We start from the raw sequence: 19,844 nt of genomic DNA on the forward strand, positions 1-19,844 counted from the left end.
TTCTATAAAAAATACCCCTGTCGTAACAGGGGTACTAGAATTTATTGAACATCGATGAGGGCCTTGTAAAACTTGGGGGGTACGACCTTAATCTAAATAAATATATTAAAATTTTTCGAATGAAATAATCACGTATCGAAACAAAGACAGTAGAACTCTTTCTATAAATATCATCAAGCGCAATTTTTTGATCGCAATTAATTCTAAAGAATGATGCGGATGAGTTATGAAAATACATAAGCGCCAGTATTTCACTGTGTGTTAATCTCTTAGAGTTTCTGGAGTCGTCCCATCTTTATGGCTTTAGAGAAGCAGTGCGGAGCATAATAAACAGATAGAGAATTATTTCTAATTCAGTGTAAGTTTGGCGAGCTTTTAGTTTTGCTTTTGGGGGCGTGGATGGGACTGTTCGCTGAGGTTGTGAAATATGTATCGATCGTGGTGATTGGTCTTTTGCCAATCATGAATCCTCTTACGACCATTCCCCTCTATATGGCATTGACGAAGCGAATGAGTGCAGAGGACAAACGCTCTCAAGCGCGCAAGACCTGCATTTATGCATTTGCGATTCTGATTGTTTTTATGCTGCTAGGGAACGGTATAATTTCGCTATTTAGTATCTCAATGCCTGGTATTCGTGTTGCGGGCGGCATCATCATTATGATCTTGGCACTTCGCATGATTTTTTCGGGTGAGGACACTTCATCGCAAGTAGACGCAGAGCCAGCAGATATTAAAAAAGCTCAGCTTGATTATTCGTTCTCACCCTTGGCGATGCCGAGCTTGGCAGGCCCGGGGTCAATCGCTGTTGTGATGGGTTTTACGTCCCAAATACCTGCCGACCACACCATTCTTGGACATGGCGTCATCGCAATTGGCATCGCCATTATGGTTGTAATTGCCTATATCGGCCTGTCTTCTGCGAACTGGATCGAGAAAGTGCTCGGCGACCATGGCATGCAAGCCGTGACGAAAATTATGGGTTTTCTGTTAACGTGCGTTGCGGTGCAGTTTTTGGCCTCTGGTATTCGGGAATTCGTTGTCGAATTCAGCAAGCTTTCATAATTTATGAGCGAGGCATGAAAAGGATAATGCAAGCGCCGCAAAATGCGATTGCGGCGCCTGTAATGTCCCAGCGGTCGGGACGCATGCCTTCAACGAGCCATATCCATATAATCGAAGCAATAATGTAGATGCCGCCATAAGCTGCATAAGCGCGCCCGGCGGCCTCGCTTTCAATAAGCGTAAGCAGATATGCAAAAGCGGCAAGGCATATCAAGCCCGGAACAAGCCACAATGGCGACTTGTCGAGTTTGAGCCATGCCCAAAATGCAAAACAACCTGCAATCTCAAACAGTGCCGCGGCTGTATAAATTAAGAGTTGCAAGCTTTGTCCTAATCGTCATCAATTTGCGTTTGAAAAACTGTCAATGAATTCCGCTCGCGGGGTTCATAGTTTTCGATATGCGTCTAATACGCGTTTTCGGTGTTAAGAAGTTTGATAGGGGTGAGGAAAAGGATTTTCAGATCAAACCAAAGTGACCAATTTTCAATGTAGTAAAGGTCGTATTCCGTTCGCATCATTATTTTATCTTCGTTATCGATTTCGCCACGCCAGCCATTTATCTGCGCCCATCCGGTTACACCGGGTTTGACGCGATGACGCGCGAAGTAACCCTCTACGACTTCATTAAAAAGGACATTGTGCGAGTGTGCGGCGATTGCGTGAGGTCGAGGCCCAACGAGAGAAAGCGATCCGGTCAGTGAATTAAAGAATTGTGGTAACTCATCGATTGACGCCTTGCGGATGAAACGTCCAACGCGGGTCACACGAGGATCATTTTTCGTTACAACATTGCGTGCTGCTGGATCATTTTGCTCGGTATACATGGAGCGAAATTTCCAAACATTTATGACCTCGTTGTTAAACCCATGGCGCTTCTGTTTGAACAGAATCGGGCCTTTGCTATCGAGCTTAATGGCGATTGCCGTTGCCAGCATGATGGGGGAAAGAAAGATAATACCCAGCAAGCTGAAAACAATATCGAAGATTCGCTTTGCAACCGAATCCCAGTCATTGATTGGCTTGTCAAAAATATCAAGCATGGGGACGGTGCCGATATAGGAGTAGGCACGTGGACGAAACCGCAAATGACTGTTGACGGCGGATAGTCGTATGTCGACAGGTAAAACCCAGAGTTTATTCAGAATTTTTAAGATGCGTTCTTCGGCACTTATTGGCAGCGATACGATCAGCATATCGATATGCGCAATGCGTGCAAATTCGATCAATTCCTTGATGTTGCCAAGCTTTGGATAGCCAGCAACAACCGGAGGGGAGCGTTTGTCATCGCGGTCGTCGAATATTCCGCAAATTCGAATATCGTTCTCCGATTGTTGCTCCAAAGAACGAATTAATGCTTCAGCGCTTGGGCCCCCGCCGACGATGACTGCCCGCCGCTCCATAATGCCATTTCGTGCCCAGCGTTGGAGCCGCCATGAAACGAAGAGACGGGATGCGATGAGGGTTACAAGGCCGCTGATTGCCCAAATAAGAAACCATGCACGAGAAAAGTCAGAGGATACTTTGAGTAAGAAGCCAGTAACCGCGATCAGTCCGAGCACGGTGGCCCAAGCCATGAAAACTCGCTTCAGGTACCGACTTGGGCGACGCAGAATGTTGATCTGGTAGCCATTGTTCATTTCCATGATCAGCACGAAAAGCGCGCCGCTCAGGAATATTATGAGGAAATAATAGAAAATATGCGGAGTGTTGAAACTCACATAGTAAGAAAAACTTAATAGTCCCGTTATCAGAACAATTCCGAGCTCAACAAGCCGTATCACTCCGCTAAACATACTCGGCGATAGTGTATCGCGTGCATACTGCGCAGCCATCTGGCGCGCCATCGGATTTAACTCTATTTGCTCTTTCATCTGTGAACGATGCGGACCACTGGCATTATTTTCCTCGGGATTAACCGGAGGTGGCGTATTATTTTGCCGCACGGTTCAGCTCCTAACAACCTTAAACGCTGAGTTATCTTTAAACGCAAATCCTTAGGAAAGGCTGATTAAAAATCTATCGCGTGTGTTTGATTGTCGTGAATGCGTTCCACAGTAAACTTATTCTATAAAATTTTGCATCCAATGCGCTGAACCAGCTTTGGATTAAAACCATTTTCACATCGCTGGCAACTTTACATGTTGCCAGCCAGTATAGGGTACGGGCTACGCGAGACTTTAAAAACCCGTATGAGTGAGCCAAACAATAGAGCGTCAGCACGTTTTCAGCAGCTTTCGCATTCGTAATGATTAGCTATAATTTCAAGAAGGTAGATTTGATTTGACGCCCTGTAATATGTTCTTTTCGCATCGCCAAATTCGTAAGAAGCGTAGCGCGAAAATAACTACACGATGAAAAATCCATCAGAAAAGACGCTCGCGCACATAAACCGTATCCCCTGGCAAAATGGGGTCAGATATTAATACGCGACCAGTTGAAACCTCGTCGTTGATTGTTCGTGTTATATCGACATTTTCCTGGTTGGCACGTGGTGAGAAGCCTCCAGCAGCAGCGATTGCCTTTTGCACGGTCATGCCGGGCACATACGAGTATTGTCCTGCTCCACCTACTTCACCCATAATGAAAATAGGGCGATAGCGGTCAACCTCGACACTAACGTCAGGCTCGCGCAGATATCCGCCACGCAGCTTAGAGGCAATTATGCCCTCAAGTTGCTTCACGGTTTTCCCATTTGCTGGAATACTGCCTATCAACGGAAACGCAATGTAGCCAGACTGGTCAATGTTGTAATTGTTTGTAAGATTTGCCTGTTCGAACACTGTTATGCGCACACGGTCGCCAGCGCTTAGCAAATAGGGTTCATTCAGACCGGCATGAAATGCTGGTGGGGCAGGGCGATAGCTTGAGCATGCTGAAAGCATCATCGCCGCTAGGCCAAGCACTACAAGAGCCAAATGGCCTGTGTGCTTGCTATGATTTTCCCGCATTGTCATTTTCGCGTCGGTCTCTTCCGAAAAGCCTTGCCATGTTTGAGTATCCAGATTCAAATATCGGGATACTGTTAAGTGATGTTATCGATTGATTAAGGTTAATGGCTGGTAAAGAATGTAATCTTTGATGAAAAAACTTTGCGCAAAGATCTTTCATGCTTCCGCTTATGAAAATTAACGGTCTGGTTACCTTGTTGATTTACCTTTTGCTAACCATCTGGCCCGCTCCCAAAAGTGGATAAAATGGTTGTCTGAGGGTCAGATTAGCGGAATATGGGAATGTCGCAGGCCGATAAGTCGTTGCAAGATATAAGTGTCGGAACTTTTCTCGCAGCATTGCGTCAGAATTGTCTTGGGATCATCGGCTGCGCAGCTGTCTTGTCTTTGTGTGTATGGACAATCTGCCAGTTTATTACGCCGGACTTTCGGGCCGAGTCCCGTATTGCACTTGAGCCAAAAACAATTTCTTCGGTGTCTGCAAATTATGAGACTCCAGAAGATCAGCAATTATCATCAGACGGAATGAAGGCTCAGGTCGAGTTTTTGACCTCTGGTGAATTGCTAACAGATGTTTCAGAGAAGCTAAATCTCACTGAAAATACTGAATTTAATTCAGTCGATACCAGCATCTGGGCGAGGGCGCTGGCTTATTTGGGTTTGCGAAGCAGTTTAGTTGACTCAACACCCGATGAACGCGTTCTCCAAACTCTGCGCAACGGGTTGCACGTTTACAATGTTCGCGGGACGCACCTCATTGCGGTGCAGTATAGTTCTGCCAACGCCCAAACAGCCGCCGAAGTGGCTAATGCTGTCGCAGATTCCTATATCGCGATGGAAAGTGCGCAGAATAATAAAAATAACGATAGTACGGCCGCTTGGCTTGCGTCAGAAATCGATGATTTGCATGACAAGTTAGGGGCTACTGAGAAAAGATTATCTGATCATCAGGCGGCTAATCGGCTTAGAAGTAGCCAGCCCGACACTGACGACATAGCCACAAAACACTCAGAGGTTTTGGCAGAAATATCCCGATTACGCGCAGAGCGTTCTGCATCTGAAGCAAGCGCCGATATAGTTAGTCAGGCGCTAGCATCCGGTAACATATCGGGAAACCTGCCTGATGGAATGGTACAAGGCACTATGCAGCGGCTTATAGAGTTGCGTCTTGGGCTCAATTCAGAAATTGCCAGCCTTTCTGTTACGTTGCTTGATGGGCATCCGCGTATTAAGTCCCTGAGATCGCAGCTTGTTGATTTAAACAGTCAAATCAACGCTGAGGGGCGTAAGCTTCTCACAAGTCTTAACAGTGCGACCGAGATCGCCCAAACACGTGAGAATGATCTCAATCGAGAGTTGGATCAACTGAATGCGGAACTCGCGCATACTCACGTGCCGCAATTGGAAGCTCAGGCTCTTGAGCAAGAGGCGTCTGCGCAGCGCGAGCTTTTAGACAGCTGTCAAAAGCGCTACAGTGAGGCTGGCGCGCTCGCAAATTCCGATGGTATCGCCGCTTTTTCAAAAATATCCACCCGTGCGGATGTGCCGATTAAGCCATATTTTCCAAAAATACTGCCAGTTGTCATCGCAACATTTTTGTTAAGCCTGCTTTTGTTAGCGGTTTCGGTGCTTCTTCGTGAAATGTTCAAACGCCGCTCCCGAATAATGGGAGTGGATGAGAATTTTGTAGTTGCAGAAGAGATTAAAATGCCGGCTATAGGCGCAGCTGGCGACATTGACTCTGCCTCCGCTGTAACAATTAGCGGGCTTAAGAACCGGCGCTGGACATCGCCTCTGAGGGTTCACGAGACAATTGCTACGAAAGAAAGCCTAATCGATATGTCGGAAAACCCGAACAGTGTAAAAGCGGTTGCCGATGGCCTCATTGCTTTAAAATCTAAGCGCATTATTGCGGTTTCACCAGAAGGTGACGACGCTTCGATCGTTACGGTGAAATTGCTGCGTGAACTGGCTGATCGGGGAAGTCGTGTCATCCTCGTCGATATGACCGCTAAAGGCACTTTAGGGCGTGCAATGCTTGACGGAGGTAACCGCTATGGCATTACCGATCTGCTTGCTGGAGAACGCCGTTTTAATGATACCATCCATACTGATCATTACTCTCAAGCACATGTTATGCCGCTTGGGAAAGTCGTTCCGGCAATTGCTATGCGTTCTGCTGATCGACTTCCACACATCATGGATGCTCTTGAAACAGCCTATGATTTTGTTGTCGTCGAATGTGGCCCTTCAAACTCTCAGCAAATAGAGCGCATTTTCGCTAGTTCTGCCGTTGTGATTATGAATATTGTCGATCCGAATGATGATCGCGTGATTACAGCTGCAATGGATATGGATCAAAGCGGCTATCAAGATGTAATTATCCTGATGGATAATCTGAAACCCTCATCCGAATTGGATGACGAAATACCGCAAACAGCAGCCTGATTTTATATTAAAATCAGCATGATCCATCGTTTATTTGAATCTAATTCACAAAGGCGTCGGTGATAGCGCACTTATCAATGACGTTTCTGACGTGGAGGCTGTGCCATCCACCAGATGATCGCCATTGCAGGCAAAACCCAGAGAAGTCCGGTTAGGAAGAAATAGAGCAAATGCACCCATGCCGGTGACTCTGCCAGCTGTGCAACAGCGATTATCGTCGCAAAAACTGCATAGATGATCACAAGGGCTACAAGTAGAAATGTGCCAATGAGTTTCTTCAGCCGAACGGGCATGGTTTTCTCCCTCTTTCCATTTCTCACTAACGCGTGAGGACAAGCAAAGGAAGCGAAAACGCGTCGGCTTGTCGCGTGAAGTCGCGTGAACTTGTCTTGTAACTGCCCCACCTATGCGGCATGTATCCCTCTATACGATACTGAAGGATAAAATGGCATGGTGGCAGTTTCCATTCGACAAGAAGGGCAGGGCGCAAGGAGATCGGCAGAAGACCGTAATCGTCGGCTGATCCGCTATTGGCTCTATGCGGTTTTTGTCGTGTTGATTGCGATTGTCATGGTCGGTGGCGCAACCCGCATGACTGGCTCTGGTCTGTCGATCACCGAATGGAAGCCAATCCATGGTGTTATTCCGCCGCTCAGTCATGCGGAATGGATGGAAGAGTTCGATAAATATCGTAAGATTCCACAATATCAGCAGATCAACAAAGGCATGTCACTGGAAGCTTTCCAGTCGATCTTCTGGTGGGAATGGGCGCATCGTATGCTGGCCCGCTTCGTGGGATTTCTGGTTGCTATTCCGCTCGCCTTTTTCTGGTTGACTGGCCGCCTCAACACAACACTGAAATATCGCATGCTGGGACTGCTGGCATTGGGCGGGTTTCAGGGCGCTATCGGCTGGTGGATGGTTGCATCGGGCCTGAGCGAACGCACAAGCGTCAGTCAGTATCGCCTTGCAATCCATTTGACGACTGCCTGCCTAATTATAACTGCCGTGTTCTATATCGCCCGTGGCTTGGTGAAATATACCGAACGACCCGCAGAGCGCACGATCCAGCGTTTCGCAGGATGGCTGGTCTTTGCGGTGCTTGTGCAGATTTATCTTGGTGGTCTTGTCGCAGGTCTTCATGCCGGTCTGACCTACAACACATGGCCCTTGATGGATGGTGCGATCATACCATCAGATTTGTTTATCCAGTCGCCATGGTGGATCAATCTGTTTGAGAACCCGAAAACCGTGCAGTTCGTGCATCGCATGTTTGCTTATACGGTCGTGGTTTTAGCCATCCTGCATTTGGTGCAGGTCTGGAAACATGCGGCAGGAACCACCCATGCGCGCCGAACAATCGTCCTGCTGGGTCTGATACTGGTACAGGCTGGGATTGGCATCGTGACGCTTCTTATGAGTGTGCCGCTTGATCTCGGCCTCACGCATCAGTTCGTGGCGCTTATGGTGCTTGCTTTTGCCGTAGCCCATTGGCGCGCAACCAAGGGCGCTTATCAGTAAAAAAAGCCCGGCTTCAAGCCGGGCTTTTCATTTCAAAATGAGCTTATTTGCCTAGCATCAGGTTCATGTTCTGAACAGCGGCACCAGATGCACCTTTGCCAAGATTGTCGAGCAGAGCCACGAGATTGACTTGATTGTCGCCTTCGGTGCCGAACACGAACAGCTTCATGCCGTCCTTGCCTGCAAGTTCTTCCGCATCGATGCGCGAAAGTTTGCTGCTTTCTTCAAGCGAAACCACTTCCACAATATCCTGACCTGCATAATGGGCGGTCAGAGCAGCATGAACGTCTTTGAGAGACGGCGTGCCTTCAAGCTCAGTCACAAACAGCGGCACCTGGACGATCATGCCCTGCGGGAAACGACCCACGCTTGGTGCAAAGATCGGGCGACGATCAAGACGTCCATGCAACTGAAGTTCCGGCACATGCTTGTGATGCAGAGACAAGCCGTAAAGGAAGTTATTGGCTGCCAGATGCTCTGGATGGTTCTTGTCTTCCATCTGTGCGATCATCTGCTTACCGCCGCCGGTATAGCCAGAAACTGCATTCACGCTGATCGGGTAATCCGCAGCCAGCAGGCCCGCGTCGCGTAATGGACGTACCAGCGCAATTGCACCTGTCGGATAGCAACCGGGATTGGCAACGAGACGCGCTTCTGCAATTCGCTCACGCTGGCCTTTAGCAAGCTCTGCAAAACCATAGGCCCAGTCTGAATGAATGCGATGTGCTGTCGATGTATCGATAATCCGCGTTGCGTTGTGACCTTCTAGCAGCGCGACAGATTCTTTTGAGGCATCGTCTGGCAGGCAGAGGATCGCGATGTCGGCGGCACGCAGGTAGTCGGCACGCAGGTCCTTGTTGCGGCGCTCGGCTTCCGGGATTGAAATCACTTCAAGATCGTCGCGTTCGGCAAGGCGGGTGCGGATTTGCAGACCGGTTGTGCCGTGTTCGCCGTCGATGAAGATTTTCGGTTTCATGCGCTTTGCCTTTAAATTTCAGAAAGTTACGTCAATTTTCGGAATCAGTTTTTCAGCTGCTTGAATCAATTTCTGAGCAGAACTATCGTCGTCGTGCTTTTTGCTCAGCCAGCAGTCCGAGATAATACATCGCAATAGTTGCTCCAGCGATAGCCGTTATATCAGCATGATCATAAGCAGGTGCAACCTCGACAACATCTGCTCCGACAAAGTTAAGTTCCGTCAGCTTGCGAAGCACGGACAACATTTTTGCTGACGAAGGGCCACCCGCAACAGGTGTTCCGGTACCGGGTGCGAAGGCTGGGTCGAGGCAATCAATATCGAATGTCAGATAGGTCTTTTTGCCTGCGGTGCGCTTGAGAATTTCGTCAGCGATTGCTTGCGCCGACATATCCTCGACTTCGTGACCATAGATGATCTTGATGCCGCAATCTTCTGGTGCGTGGGTGCGAATGCCAATCTGAATCGAATGATCCGGATCGATAATCCCATCGCGAACAGCGCGAGCAACAAATGAGCCATGATCGATGCGCTTGCCATCATCAAACCACGTATCCTGATGTGCATCGAACTGAACGAGTGCCAGCGATCCATATTTTGCTGCGTGAGCTTTGAGCAGGGGCCATGTCACAAAATGATCGCCGCCAAGCGTTAACAGAAATGCATCGGATTTGAGGATTTTCGCGGCTTCCCGCTCGATAGTTGCTGGCGTCTTATAATGATTGCCATAGTCAAGCAGACAATCACCATAGTCGGTAACAGCGAGATTTTCGAACAGGTCACGCTCAAACGGATATTGCGGGTCATTGTCGAAAATGGCAGATGCCCGACGGATTGCTTGTGGCCCAAACCGTGCGCCGGGACGATTAGAGACTGCCGCATCGAACGGAATACCCCAGACAACGGCTTCAGCACCTTTTAGCGACTTACTGTAAAAGCGGCGCATGAATGACAATACACCCGCATGTGTGGGGTCAGTGGCAGCACTTGTCAGGCTGCGTGTAGTGAAAGCATGGTCAATCGTCTTTGAGGGCATTGCCGTCTCCCAGATGGCGTTACAACTCTCATAGCGCTTCAAGACGCAAAATGGGAGATTGCTTTATACAGTTTTCGCATCAAAACCGTAAGCACGTTCTACACGCGCAATGCGAACGCAATAAGTTTCATACCATTGCTGACGACCAAGCTTTTGCGCCACAAGATGATCGACATCGCGCTTCCAACCCCGAATGCTGTCTTCATCCGCCCAGAATGAATTGGTGATGCCAAAGCCTTCTGTATCGCGCGCACTCTCAACACCAATATAGCCGGTCTGTTTTGCTGCGAGCTCCGCCATGCGGTCAGTCATGTCGCCATAGCTGTCATCGTCGCCCGAGCGCTGCGAGGAAAACGAAACAACAAAGTATGGCGGCTGCGGCGTGATGGCGAAGCGTTGCGAAGACATTGACTCATTCCAAATTCATATTCAGGCGATCAATAACAAAAAAGCGGACCCGAAGGCCCGCTTTTCTGTAATTCTAAAGCGATAAATATTAACGCTTCGAGAACTGGAACGAACGGCGAGCCTTAGCCTTACCGTACTTCTTACGTTCAACAACACGGCTATCACGGGTAAGGAAGCCACCCTTCTTAAGAACCGTGCGAAGGCCTGGTTCGTAGTAGGTGAGAGCCTTCGAAATGCCGTGACGAACAGCACCGGCCTGACCGGAAAGACCACCACCGACAACGGTAGCGATGACATCGAACTGACCAGCGCGGTTTGACGCAATGATCGGCTGCTGCAGGATCATCTGCAGAACCGGACGTGCGAAATACGCAGCAAATTCTTTGCCGTTTACAGTGATCTTGCCGGAACCTGGCTTGACCCAAACGCGAGCAATCGCGTCTTTACGCTTGCCGGTCGCATATGAGCGGCCCTGAGCGTCGATCTTCTGGACGTGAACTGGAGCTGCAGCTGAAGCCGATGCTACGCTGCCGAGTTCTTCGAGCGAGTTGAGCTGCTCAGCCATGATTATGCATTCCCTTTGTTCTTGCGGTTCAGCGCGCCAACGTCCAGAGTTTCTGGCTGCTGAGCTTCGTGCTGATGTTCTGCACCTTTGTAAACGCGCAGGTTCTTCATCTGGCGACGGCCAAGAGGACCGCGTGGGATCATGCGCTCGATAGCCTTTTCAAGAACGCGTTCCGGGAAACGGCCTTCGAGAATCTGGCGAGCAGTACGTTCCTTGATGCCACCTGGGTGACCAGTGTGCCAGTAGTAAACCTTGTCGGTGTACTTCTTACCGGTAAGAACAACCTTGTCAGCATTGATGATGATGACATTGTCGCCATCGTCAACGTGTGGGGTGAAGGTTGCTTTATGCTTACCGCGCAGGCGATTGGCGACGAGTGATGCGAGACGACCGACGACGAGACCTTCTGCGTCGATCAGAATCCACTTCTTCACCACTTCGGCTGGCTTCTGAGAAAAAGTTGCCATTGAAGTCTTCCTTGACTAATCCCTGACCTTGCGATCCGGGCTTTTCTTGTTGCTTGTTTGGTTCTGCCTGTCTTGAAGACAGCCGACCGTGAGATCACACGAAAGCGAGCTTTCATATGGTCTGGCCGGGTCGATACACAAACTAAGACAAGCCGTCAAGCACTGTTTTTAGTTCAATCTTTTAAAAACTTAATAAAAACAATAACTTAGATTATAGGTATTATAATACCGTATTTTTTAGCGTGGTGGAATAGAATAAGTTGCGGTCGCATGAGCAATAAGCTCATCTGTTTCACAGCTTATCATGCTTATTTCCATTACCGCGAGACGCTTTCCAAGCTTCAGCATTCTTGCAACCGCTTCCACTGTGCCGGGATCGGCCTTGCGAAGAAAATTGATGTTAAGGTTGGTGGTCACGGCCAGCGCAACCGGCCCGATATGGGCGAGAATTGCTGCATAGGCAGCCACATCTGCAAGCGCAAAGAGCGAAGGGCCGGAAACCGTACCACCGGGACGCAGATGCTTATCATCTGCATGCAGATGCATCGTCGCTGATCCTTTATCAAGAGAGATGATCTCGAAGCTTTCACCAAGCTGCGGAAACTCACGCTTCATGAAGGCTTGCAAGTCTTCAAGGCTCATGACTGGACTTAGGCTCGTGTGGTGTGCGGCGCTGATATTCATGCTCTCTCCCTTATAACAAGGAATAGGGTGAGTGAGGCCGACCTTGCAAGCCCGTCTTGCTGTATGCTTACATCAAATGCCGCAACGCCGCCTATGGAGGAACGATATGCAAATGTCATCGGATAATGAGATTCGCGATATTCTTCGTACAGTCAAAACGATTGCGCTGCTCGGTGCTTCGCCAAAGCTGGAGCGCCCCAGCAATGGCGTGATGAAGTTTTTGCTTGATCGAGGCTATCATGTGATCCCGGTTAATCCGGGGCAGGTGGGAAAGACCATCCACGGGCAACAAGTTGTAGGCCAACTTGGTGATATCGTTGAACCGATTGATATGGTTGACGTGTTCCGCGCTTCGGATGCGCTTCCGGGCATTGTTGACGAAATTCGGGCTCTGAAGAAACGACCAGCAGTTTTGTGGACGCAGCTCGATGTCATCCATGCGGAAGCTGCCCAAACAGCCCGAAACGAAGGGCTCAAGGTTATCATGGATCGCTGTCCGGCTATCGAATATCCACGCCTCATTGGTTGAGTTAAAATTGTAGAATTAATTTCTGCGATTTGAGGTTATCGCGCAAAATCCTCCTTTGCTTTCTGGCAGCCAAAGCCTAACGTCCGCTCATATCATTTGGCATAGGCTGTTAGGAGGAATTCATGTCTAAGCGCTCACCCGGTATCGAAACTTTGGCAATTCACGCGGGCGCAAAGCCCGACCCAACGACGGGTGCGCGTGCCACGCCAATCTATCAGACCACGTCTTTTGTGTTCGATGATGCCGACCATGCAGCGTCTTTGTTTGGCTTGCAGGCTTTTGGCAATATTTATACGCGCATTACGAATCCGACCACTGCCGTATTGGAAGAGCGTATTGCTGCACTCGAAGGCGGCACCGCAGCAGTAGCCACGGCTTCGGGCCATGCCGCGCAGTTGCTGGTATTTCATGCGCTTCTGCAACCAGGCGATAATTTCATTGCTGCACGCCAGCTTTACGGTGGTTCAATCAACCAGTTTGGCCAGTCGTTTAAATCGTTTGGCTGGCAGGTTCGCTGGGCAGACGCAACCAACCCAACCGATTTTGCTAAGCAGATCGACAGCAAGACACGTGCAATCTTCATTGAAAGCTTTGCCAATCCCGGCGGTATTGTTATCGATATCGAAGCCATTGCAGAGATAGCACATAAGCATGGTCTGCCACTGATTGTAGATAACACATTGGCATCACCTTATCTGGTGCGCCCGATTGAGCATGGCGCAGATATTGTCGTGCACTCGCTGACCAAATTCATAGGCGGTCACGGCAATTCGATGGGCGGTATTCTGGTTGACGCTGGCACATTTGATTGGGCGAAGTCGGGCAACTACCCGCTTCTTACCGAGCCGCGGCCTGATTATGCTGGCCTCGAATTGCACAAGACCTTTGGCAATATCTCCTTTGCCATTGCTGCGCGTGTACTTGGCCTACGTGATTTTGGACCGGCTATATCGCCGTTCAACGCGTTTCAGATTCTGACAGGCGTTGAAACGCTGCCGCTGCGTATGCAGCGCCATGTAGATAATGCCTTGAAGGTCGCTACATGGCTGCACGGCCATGAAAAAGTTTCGTGGGTTAATTATGCTGGTCTGCCGCATGATAAATATCATGCGCTTGCTCAGAAATATTCGCCGAAGGGTGCCGGTTCTGTTTTCACCTTCGGGCTGAAGAGCGGTTATGAAGCTGGCGTCAAGTTCGTCAATAGCCTCGAACTGTTCTCGCTACTGGCCAATATTGGCGACACGCGTTCGCTGGTAATTCACCCGGCATCGACCACGCATCGTCAGTTGACCGATGAGCAGAAGGTCGCGGCGGGCGCTGGACCAGATGTTGTGCGCCTGTCGATCGGTATTGAAGATGCCGATGATATTATCGCCGACATTGAACAGGCACTCGCCAAGGTTTGATCGGATGAGTCAGTTTCTTAGCTTTGAGATCAATGGTGTGGAACCAGAAGAAAGCGCTCCTTTACCGGAGCGCGTTCTTTCAGGCGATCCGAGATCCCTGACGTGGAACTTCGAGGAAACTGCCGACGGCAAGCTTTTTGCAGGCATATGGGAAAGCACGCCGGGAAAATGGCGTATCGAATACGATGAATGGGAATATTGTTATATTCTGTCTGGCCGTTCAATTGTGACGGAAGAAGGCGGCGAAAGCCGCGAGATCGTTGCTGGCGACCGTTTTGTTATTCGTCCTGGTTTCAGGGGAACATGGGAAGTTATTGAAACGACCCGCAAGGACTATGTTATCCGCGTTTAACTGGCGTGCAGATATGCCCACTGGGTTGCTGGTGGGCAAACAATCAATCTTGAAAACAACAAAAGTGCAGAGTGACATCATCACATTGCACGTTTTAATTTATAATAATTTCAATGGGGTAAGTGGTGGGCGATGAGAGACTCGAACTCCCGACATCTTCGGTGTAAACGAAGCGCTCTACCAACTGAGCTAATCGCCCGGCTAACTTGTCAGCCGCTGTGAGAGCCGTTTAGGCTGTTCGTTTGGATAGTGCAAGCGCTAAAATTAGAAAAATGCATTTTTTTAGTTCTCCGGCTAAAAAATATGAGCTCGCTGGGGATAACTCGTCTCTAAGCTATAATTGTGCGCACCTGAAATGGGGTGGGTGATGACACAGATCAAAAAATGCGATTCCTTTTTCTGTTTAATTTGAACGCCTTCCGACTGAATACGCAGAGCTGCGGATTCGGCCCTCTATATATAAGGCACGTAAAATCGGCTCTTTTAGAATAAAATTAAAATTCTGCTTTTTTCTTCAGATCACTCGCTTGACACTTGTGAGAGAACACCTTAAACGACCGCTCACACCGAACGGAAACGCCGGTGACTACCCAGCCAAATGGCTGAAAATGAAATGCGCGGGTGTAGCTCAGTTGGTTAGAGTGCCGGCCTGTCACGCCGGAGGTCGCGGGTTCGAGCCCCGTCACTCGCGCCATTTTCATTCAGAAAACAAATCTTAAATTTCTGAAGAAAATGGCGCACCTCGCGAATTTATTTCCTCATGATACACAACGATTGATTATGTCGCCGGATGTATAACAAGCAGCTTTTGCGGGTCGGGCATATTTAATGCACGTGCGGTTTAAGGTTTGAATTGCTTTTCCGAATAACGACATGTGTGAAGAAGAGTTAAAGCGGCGCTGTGGATGCGAATACGCACGCTCTGGTCTCATTAATTCTCGTGCACGAAAGGGCTATTTCGCTTTCCGTTTCCAGGAAAGATACGCCACAGAGAATATTCCGGCCAGAATGACCAGAATGTCGCCGCTGGTGAGCAAATATGTGCTCATATCGCCCTCCTAGAGTTTTGTGCCGATATTCGTTGATATCCTGAACGGCCGGAATTTGATTCCAATCGCCGCCGCAGAACGCAATGACGTCTGAAGCACAATCCTAAAAGCTGCGGTTGAATTGAAGAAGGCAAGCGAACCTACGCCTTGAAGTCTTGGCGCTAATTTATTTTAAGAATCGCAGCAGGGGCGAGGAGATTTTTCTCTCTGTTGCATCATGCCGTCGCAACGGCGGAGTAGGGGAGTTTTGCACTTTATATATATGTGCAAATAGCGCCTCGTATATAAAGTGCGTTTAACCGGGTTTTTATTGGAGAGTTTGCTGGCTTTGGCACATAGCGAACGGCGATGATTGCTAAGTATGAATCAGTGATGCCGACCCAGTTTTCCTGTCAGCGCCAACCAAAATTGTTCTTCACTTCGATCGATCATTTTAAATCGATTGATTCTATTCGCCATAAAATGGCGAAAGATCGTTCGTCTCTATTTCCTCACGAAATTATGATGATTTCGTGCTATATCGGATTTGGGTAGCATATATGGGCTTGCTGATGGTGCTTATGAGGCAACTTGAACGCTCTATACCCGCCTGATCGCGCTGGAGGGCTTGCGCTCGCGTGCATGCTGCGCTAACCGTCCGGCCAATTACTTAGGTTCGCACGGCATGCCCTTGAAGCTGCTTGAGGCGACGAGGTCGCAAGAGATGCAATGTGTCGCATGGTGGTAAGCTCTAAAAAGCTTATTACAGGCGGCGCAGCCTCGTTATTCAAGCCGGATTAAGGATCATGGACGAGCTTTTAAGTTCCTATTTGCCGATTGTCATCTTTCTCGGCATCGCAATGGTAATCGGTGTAGCCCTTCTGGTTGCGCCGTTTCTTGTCGCGTACAGACAGCCAGACCCGGAAAAGCTTTCAGCTTACGAGTGTGGCTTCAATGCCTTTGATGACGCTCGCATGAAATTCGACATCCGTTTCTATCTGGTGTCGATTCTCTTCATCATCTTCGATCTCGAAGTCGCCTTCCTGTTCCCATGGGCTGTGTCCTTTGGTGAAATCGGTTGGTTCGGTTTCCTGTCGATGATGCTTTTCCTTGGTGTTCTGACCATCGGCTTCATCTATGAATGGAAGAAGGGAGCCCTCGAATGGGATTGACCGGCACAAATCAAGCGTCTGGATCGACACTCATTGCTCCGCAGCCAAAAGGCATTCTTGACCCACGCACGGGCAAGCCTGTTGGCTCCGATGACGCGTTTTTCAACGATCTGAACAGCGAACTGTCGGATAAGGGTTTCATCGTCACATCTGCTGACGCTCTTGTTACCTGGGCGCGTACTGGTTCGTTGATGTGGATGACCTTTGGTCTCGCATGTTGCGCTGTGGAAATGATGCACATTTCTATGCCACGCTATGATGCTGAGCGCTTTGGTATCGCACCGCGTGCGTCTCCGCGTCAGTCTGACGTTATGATCGTTGCAGGCACGCTGACCAACAAAATGGCTCCGGCTTTGCGTAAGGTCTACGACCAGATGCCGGAACCACGTTATGTCATTTCGATGGGATCCTGTGCAAACGGCGGCGGGTATTACCACTACTCTTATTCTGTCGTGCGTGGCTGTGACCGTGTTGTTCCGGTCGATATCTATGTGCCGGGCTGTCCTCCGACTGCTGAGGCGCTGCTTTATGGCATTCTTATGCTTCAGAAGAAGATCCGCCGCACAGGTACGATCGAGCGCTAAGCGGACCTCACGGTCTGAATTGTGCAAGAAGGTTTGTTAGAAATCGATCTGTTTTCCCAAGGATGGATCGGGGTCTAAAAAAGGAAGTTAGAGATATGAGCGAAGAAGCTCTTGGTGAACTTTCCGGCTATATCAAGGAACGTCTCGGCGATGCGATCGAAGAGTCGAAGCTGGCCTATGGCGAGCTGACGCTGTCTGTTCCGGTTGAAAGCCTGATTAATGTTCTGACGTTCCTGCGCGATGACGTGCAGTGCCAGTTCATTAATTTGACGGATATTTCCGGCGTTGATTATCCACAGCGCGCCAAGCGTTTTGACGTTGTTTATCAGTTCCTCTCACCACGCCAGAACCTGCGCATTCGTGTGAAGGTTCAGGCTGACGAGGACACGCTGGTTCCTTCTGCTGTGTCGGTTTTTGTAGGCGCTGAGTGGTTTGAGCGCGAAGCTTACGACATGTATGGCATTCTGTTCTCTGGCCACCCTGATCTGCGTCGCATTTTGACCGATTACGGTTTTGAAGGTCATCCGCTGCGCAAAGACTTTCCGACCACTGGTTTCGTTGAAGTTCGCTACAGCGATGAAGCCAAGCGCGTCATTTATGAGCCTGTCATGCTGCGACAGGAATTCCGCAATTTTGACTTTCTCTCGCCATGGGAAGGGACGGATTACGTCCTGCCGGGCGATGAAAAAGCCAAGACGAACTGAGCGACAGGAAGCTAAACATGGCTGAGACTCAGGTCCGCAACTTTAATATTAACTTTGGTCCGCAGCATCCTGCTGCGCACGGTGTTTTGCGTCTTGTTCTTGAACTCGACGGCGAAGTCGTGGAACGCGTTGATCCGCATATCGGTCTGCTGCATCGCGGCACCGAAAAGCTGATGGAAACGAAGACCTATCTTCAGGCTTTGCCTTATCTCGACCGCCTCGACTACGTGGCGCCGATGAATCAGGAACACGCCTATGCACTGGCCGTCGAGCGTCTGCTTGGCATTACCGTGCCGAAGCGTGGTCAGCTGATCCGTGTTCTTTTCTCGGAAATCGGTCGTATTCTGAACCATATTCTAAACGTGACCACGCAGGCCATGGACGTTGGTGCATTGACGCCGCCGCTCTGGGGCTTTGAGGAACGCGAAAAGCTGATGGTGTTCTACGAACGCGCTTGTGGCGCACGTATGCACGCAGCCTATTTCCGTCCGGGTGGTGTTCATCAGGACCTGCCAGATCAGTTGATTGAAGATATTGGCAAATGGATTGATCCGTTTCTTTCCACGACGCTGACAAACCTCGACAATTTGATCACGCCTAACCGTATTTTCAAGCAGCGTAACGTCGATATCGGTGTTGTAACGCTTGAAGACGCATGGGCATGGGGCTTCTCGGGCGTCATGGTCCGCGGTTCGGGTGCAGCATGGGATCTGCGCAAGTCGCAGCCTTATGAATGCTACAACGAAATGGAATTCGATATTCCAATCGGTAAGAACGGTGATTGCTATGACCGTTACCTGATCCGTATGGAAGAAATGCGCCAGTCGGCTCGCATTATGCGCCAGTGCGTTGATCTTTTGCTCGGAAAAGAGCGTGTTGGTCCAGTTTCCAACACCGACAACAAGATTGTGCCGCCAAAGCGCGGCGAGATGAAGCGCTCGATGGAAGCGCTCATCCATCACTTCAAGCTTTACACGGAAGGCTATCACGTGCCTGCCGGTGAAGTTTACGCAGCAGTCGAAGCGCCAAAGGGTGAATTTGGTGTCTTCCTCGTATCGGATGGCTCTAACAAGCCTTACCGCTGCAAGCTGCGCGCGCCGGGCTTTGCCCATCTTCAGGCCATGGATTTTCTGTGTCGCGGTCACATGCTGGCTGACGTTTCGGCAATTCTTGGCTCGCTCGATATTGTGTTTGGTGAGGTTGACCGCTGATGTCCGTTCGCCGTCTCGCAGATGATGCCGTTCAGCCGGCTGGTTTCGCTTTCAACGCAGACAACCAGAGCTGGGCGCACAAGACGATCGCAAAATACCCGGAAGGCCGTCAGCAGTCGGCTGTTATTCCTTTGCTCATGCGTGCGCAGGAGCAGGATGGCTGGGTCACAAAAGCCGCTATCGAACATGTAGCAACCATGCTCGACATGCCGCTGATCCGTGTTCTGGAAGTTGCGACTTTCTATACGCAGTTCCAGCTTAAGCCAGTTGGTACACGCGCGCACATTCAGGTTTGCGGCACCACGCCATGCATGTTGCGTGGTTCGGAAGCCCTGATGGATGTTTGCCGTCATAAAATCCACCACGATCCTTTCGAGCTGAATGCCGAAGGTACGCTGTCGTGGGAAGAAGTTGAGTGTCAGGGCGCTTGCGTCAATGCGCCGATGGTCATGATCTTCAAGGATGCTTATGAAGACCTTACGCCAGAACGTCTTGCTGAAATCATCGATACGTTTGAAGCAGGCAAGGGCGATACTGTTAAGACTGGTCCACAGGACGGACGTATTACGTCTGAACCAATGGGCGGACTGACGGCTCTGACTGAAGATCTGGACTATAAGCAGGTTGGTCTGGAAACCCGTAAGGCATCGGATGCCGCTGTTGCTAAAGCCAAGGCGGAAGCCGAAGCAAAGGCAAAGGCTGAAGCTGAAGCCGCAACCAAAGACGGAAGCAGGTGAGA

General features: G+C 49.7%; 21 protein-coding genes and 2 tRNA genes. 12 read left to right on the forward strand and 11 right to left on the reverse strand.

The window, feature by feature from the left end:
• The first annotated feature begins 399 nt into the window (after positions 1 to 399).
• A complete protein-coding gene (locus WH356_RS01655; protein WP_310010439.1) occupies positions 400 to 1,065 on the forward strand; it encodes a MarC family NAAT transporter in 666 nt (221 codons plus the stop codon).
• A gap of 1 nt (position 1,066) precedes the next feature.
• Here WH356_RS01655 and WH356_RS01660 read toward each other — a convergent pair whose 3' ends face one another.
• The 3 genes from WH356_RS01660 to WH356_RS01670 all read right to left on the reverse strand — a co-directional run bounded on the left by WH356_RS01660 (position 1,067) and on the right by WH356_RS01670 (position 4,014).
• On the reverse strand, positions 1,067 to 1,387 hold the full coding sequence (locus tag WH356_RS01660) for a YnfA family protein (protein ID WP_310010438.1): 321 nt from the start codon (positions 1,385 to 1,387) through the stop codon (positions 1,067 to 1,069).
• An 83-nt stretch (positions 1,388 to 1,470) separates the two neighbouring features.
• Positions 1,471 to 3,009 (reverse strand): undecaprenyl-phosphate glucose phosphotransferase, encoded by a 1,539-nt coding sequence (locus WH356_RS01665; protein ID WP_339508365.1) that lies wholly within the window; start codon positions 3,007 to 3,009, stop codon positions 1,471 to 1,473.
• A 420-nt stretch (positions 3,010 to 3,429) separates the two neighbouring features.
• Positions 3,430 to 4,014: a polysaccharide biosynthesis/export family protein gene (locus tag WH356_RS01670; protein ID WP_339508913.1), complete on the reverse strand. Its 585-nt coding sequence runs from the start codon at positions 4,012 to 4,014 to the stop codon at positions 3,430 to 3,432.
• A 282-nt stretch (positions 4,015 to 4,296) separates the two neighbouring features.
• On the opposite strand from WH356_RS01670, the gene WH356_RS01675 reads away from it, so the two are divergent.
• Positions 4,297 to 6,462 carry a GumC family protein gene (locus WH356_RS01675; protein WP_339508367.1) on the forward strand — a complete coding sequence of 722 codons (2,166 nt, stop codon included), beginning with the start codon at positions 4,297 to 4,299 and terminating at the stop codon, positions 6,460 to 6,462.
• 74 nt (positions 6,463 to 6,536) lie between these two features.
• Here the strand turns inward: WH356_RS01675 and WH356_RS01680 are convergent, their stop codons facing one another.
• The gene (locus WH356_RS01680; protein ID WP_339508369.1) at positions 6,537 to 6,755 is read right to left on the reverse strand and encodes a DUF2842 domain-containing protein; all 219 of its coding nucleotides are present in this window, start codon (positions 6,753 to 6,755) and stop codon (positions 6,537 to 6,539) included.
• A gap of 157 nt (positions 6,756 to 6,912) precedes the next feature.
• Here WH356_RS01680 and WH356_RS01685 point away from each other — a divergent pair, with 157 nt between their 5' ends.
• The gene (locus WH356_RS01685) at positions 6,913 to 7,983 is read left to right on the forward strand and encodes a COX15/CtaA family protein (RefSeq protein WP_339508370.1); all 1,071 of its coding nucleotides are present in this window, start codon (positions 6,913 to 6,915) and stop codon (positions 7,981 to 7,983) included.
• A gap of 43 nt (positions 7,984 to 8,026) precedes the next feature.
• Here the strand turns inward: WH356_RS01685 and argC are convergent, their stop codons facing one another.
• The 6 genes from argC to WH356_RS01715 form a co-directional block, all read right to left on the reverse strand.
• Positions 8,027 to 8,959 (reverse strand): N-acetyl-gamma-glutamyl-phosphate reductase, encoded by a 933-nt coding sequence (gene argC, locus WH356_RS01690; protein ID WP_339508371.1) that lies wholly within the window; start codon positions 8,957 to 8,959, stop codon positions 8,027 to 8,029.
• Between the two features lie 82 nt (positions 8,960 to 9,041).
• Positions 9,042 to 9,995 carry an agmatinase gene (gene speB, locus WH356_RS01695; protein WP_339508372.1) on the reverse strand — a complete coding sequence of 318 codons (954 nt, stop codon included), beginning with the start codon at positions 9,993 to 9,995 and terminating at the stop codon, positions 9,042 to 9,044.
• Positions 9,996 to 10,058: 63 nt separating this feature from the next.
• Positions 10,059 to 10,403, reverse strand: coding sequence for an antibiotic biosynthesis monooxygenase family protein (locus tag WH356_RS01700; protein WP_339508373.1), 345 nt, complete (start codon positions 10,401 to 10,403; stop codon positions 10,059 to 10,061).
• An 88-nt stretch (positions 10,404 to 10,491) separates the two neighbouring features.
• A complete protein-coding gene (gene rpsI, locus WH356_RS01705; RefSeq protein WP_339508374.1) occupies positions 10,492 to 10,968 on the reverse strand; it encodes a 30S ribosomal protein S9 in 477 nt (158 codons plus the stop codon).
• Between the two features lie 2 nt (positions 10,969 to 10,970).
• The gene (gene rplM, locus WH356_RS01710) at positions 10,971 to 11,435 is read right to left on the reverse strand and encodes a 50S ribosomal protein L13 (RefSeq protein ID WP_339508375.1); all 465 of its coding nucleotides are present in this window, start codon (positions 11,433 to 11,435) and stop codon (positions 10,971 to 10,973) included.
• A 237-nt stretch (positions 11,436 to 11,672) separates the two neighbouring features.
• Complete coding sequence (locus WH356_RS01715) at positions 11,673 to 12,119, reverse strand: PaaI family thioesterase (RefSeq protein ID WP_339508376.1); 447 nt, start codon at positions 12,117 to 12,119, stop codon at positions 11,673 to 11,675.
• A 106-nt stretch (positions 12,120 to 12,225) separates the two neighbouring features.
• On the opposite strand from WH356_RS01715, the gene WH356_RS01720 reads away from it, so the two are divergent.
• From WH356_RS01720 to WH356_RS01730, 3 genes are all read left to right on the forward strand, one after another.
• Positions 12,226 to 12,648: a CoA-binding protein gene (locus WH356_RS01720; protein WP_339508377.1), complete on the forward strand. Its 423-nt coding sequence runs from the start codon at positions 12,226 to 12,228 to the stop codon at positions 12,646 to 12,648.
• 122 nt (positions 12,649 to 12,770) lie between these two features.
• On the forward strand, positions 12,771 to 14,054 hold the full coding sequence (locus WH356_RS01725) for an O-acetylhomoserine aminocarboxypropyltransferase (protein WP_339508378.1): 1,284 nt from the start codon (positions 12,771 to 12,773) through the stop codon (positions 14,052 to 14,054).
• 4 nt (positions 14,055 to 14,058) lie between these two features.
• Positions 14,059 to 14,406, forward strand: coding sequence for a cupin domain-containing protein (locus WH356_RS01730; protein ID WP_339508380.1), 348 nt, complete (start codon positions 14,059 to 14,061; stop codon positions 14,404 to 14,406).
• A 123-nt stretch (positions 14,407 to 14,529) separates the two neighbouring features.
• Here WH356_RS01730 and WH356_RS01735 read toward each other — a convergent pair.
• Positions 14,530 to 14,605, reverse strand: a tRNA-Val gene (locus WH356_RS01735).
• 418 nt (positions 14,606 to 15,023) lie between these two features.
• Here WH356_RS01735 and WH356_RS01740 point away from each other — a divergent pair.
• The 6 genes from WH356_RS01740 (at position 15,024) to nuoE (ending at position 19,842) form a co-directional block, all read left to right on the forward strand.
• Positions 15,024 to 15,100: transfer RNA gene (locus WH356_RS01740), tRNA-Asp, on the forward strand.
• A gap of 1,140 nt (positions 15,101 to 16,240) precedes the next feature.
• Positions 16,241 to 16,606 (forward strand): NADH-quinone oxidoreductase subunit A, encoded by a 366-nt coding sequence (locus tag WH356_RS01745; protein WP_250039644.1) that lies wholly within the window; start codon positions 16,241 to 16,243, stop codon positions 16,604 to 16,606.
• Positions 16,597 to 17,190, forward strand: a complete 594-nt coding sequence (locus WH356_RS01750) for a NuoB/complex I 20 kDa subunit family protein (protein WP_094506958.1) — start codon at positions 16,597 to 16,599, stop codon at positions 17,188 to 17,190. The genes WH356_RS01745 and WH356_RS01750 overlap by 10 nt, the downstream gene beginning before the upstream one ends.
• A 95-nt stretch (positions 17,191 to 17,285) precedes the next feature.
• Positions 17,286 to 17,894 carry an NADH-quinone oxidoreductase subunit C gene (locus tag WH356_RS01755; RefSeq protein ID WP_339508383.1) on the forward strand — a complete coding sequence of 203 codons (609 nt, stop codon included), beginning with the start codon at positions 17,286 to 17,288 and terminating at the stop codon, positions 17,892 to 17,894.
• Positions 17,895 to 17,911: 17 nt separating this feature from the next.
• On the forward strand, positions 17,912 to 19,105 hold the full coding sequence (locus WH356_RS01760; RefSeq protein ID WP_094506959.1) for an NADH-quinone oxidoreductase subunit D: 1,194 nt from the start codon (positions 17,912 to 17,914) through the stop codon (positions 19,103 to 19,105).
• Complete coding sequence (nuoE, locus tag WH356_RS01765; protein WP_339508385.1) at positions 19,105 to 19,842, forward strand: NADH-quinone oxidoreductase subunit NuoE; 738 nt, start codon at positions 19,105 to 19,107, stop codon at positions 19,840 to 19,842. The genes WH356_RS01760 and nuoE overlap by 1 nt, the downstream gene beginning before the upstream one ends.
• Positions 19,843 to 19,844 lie beyond the last annotated feature (2 nt).

The sequence above is a fragment of the Ochrobactrum sp. MYb379 genome (assembly GCF_037479515.1).
Classification (GTDB): Bacteria; Pseudomonadota; Alphaproteobacteria; order Rhizobiales; family Rhizobiaceae; genus Brucella.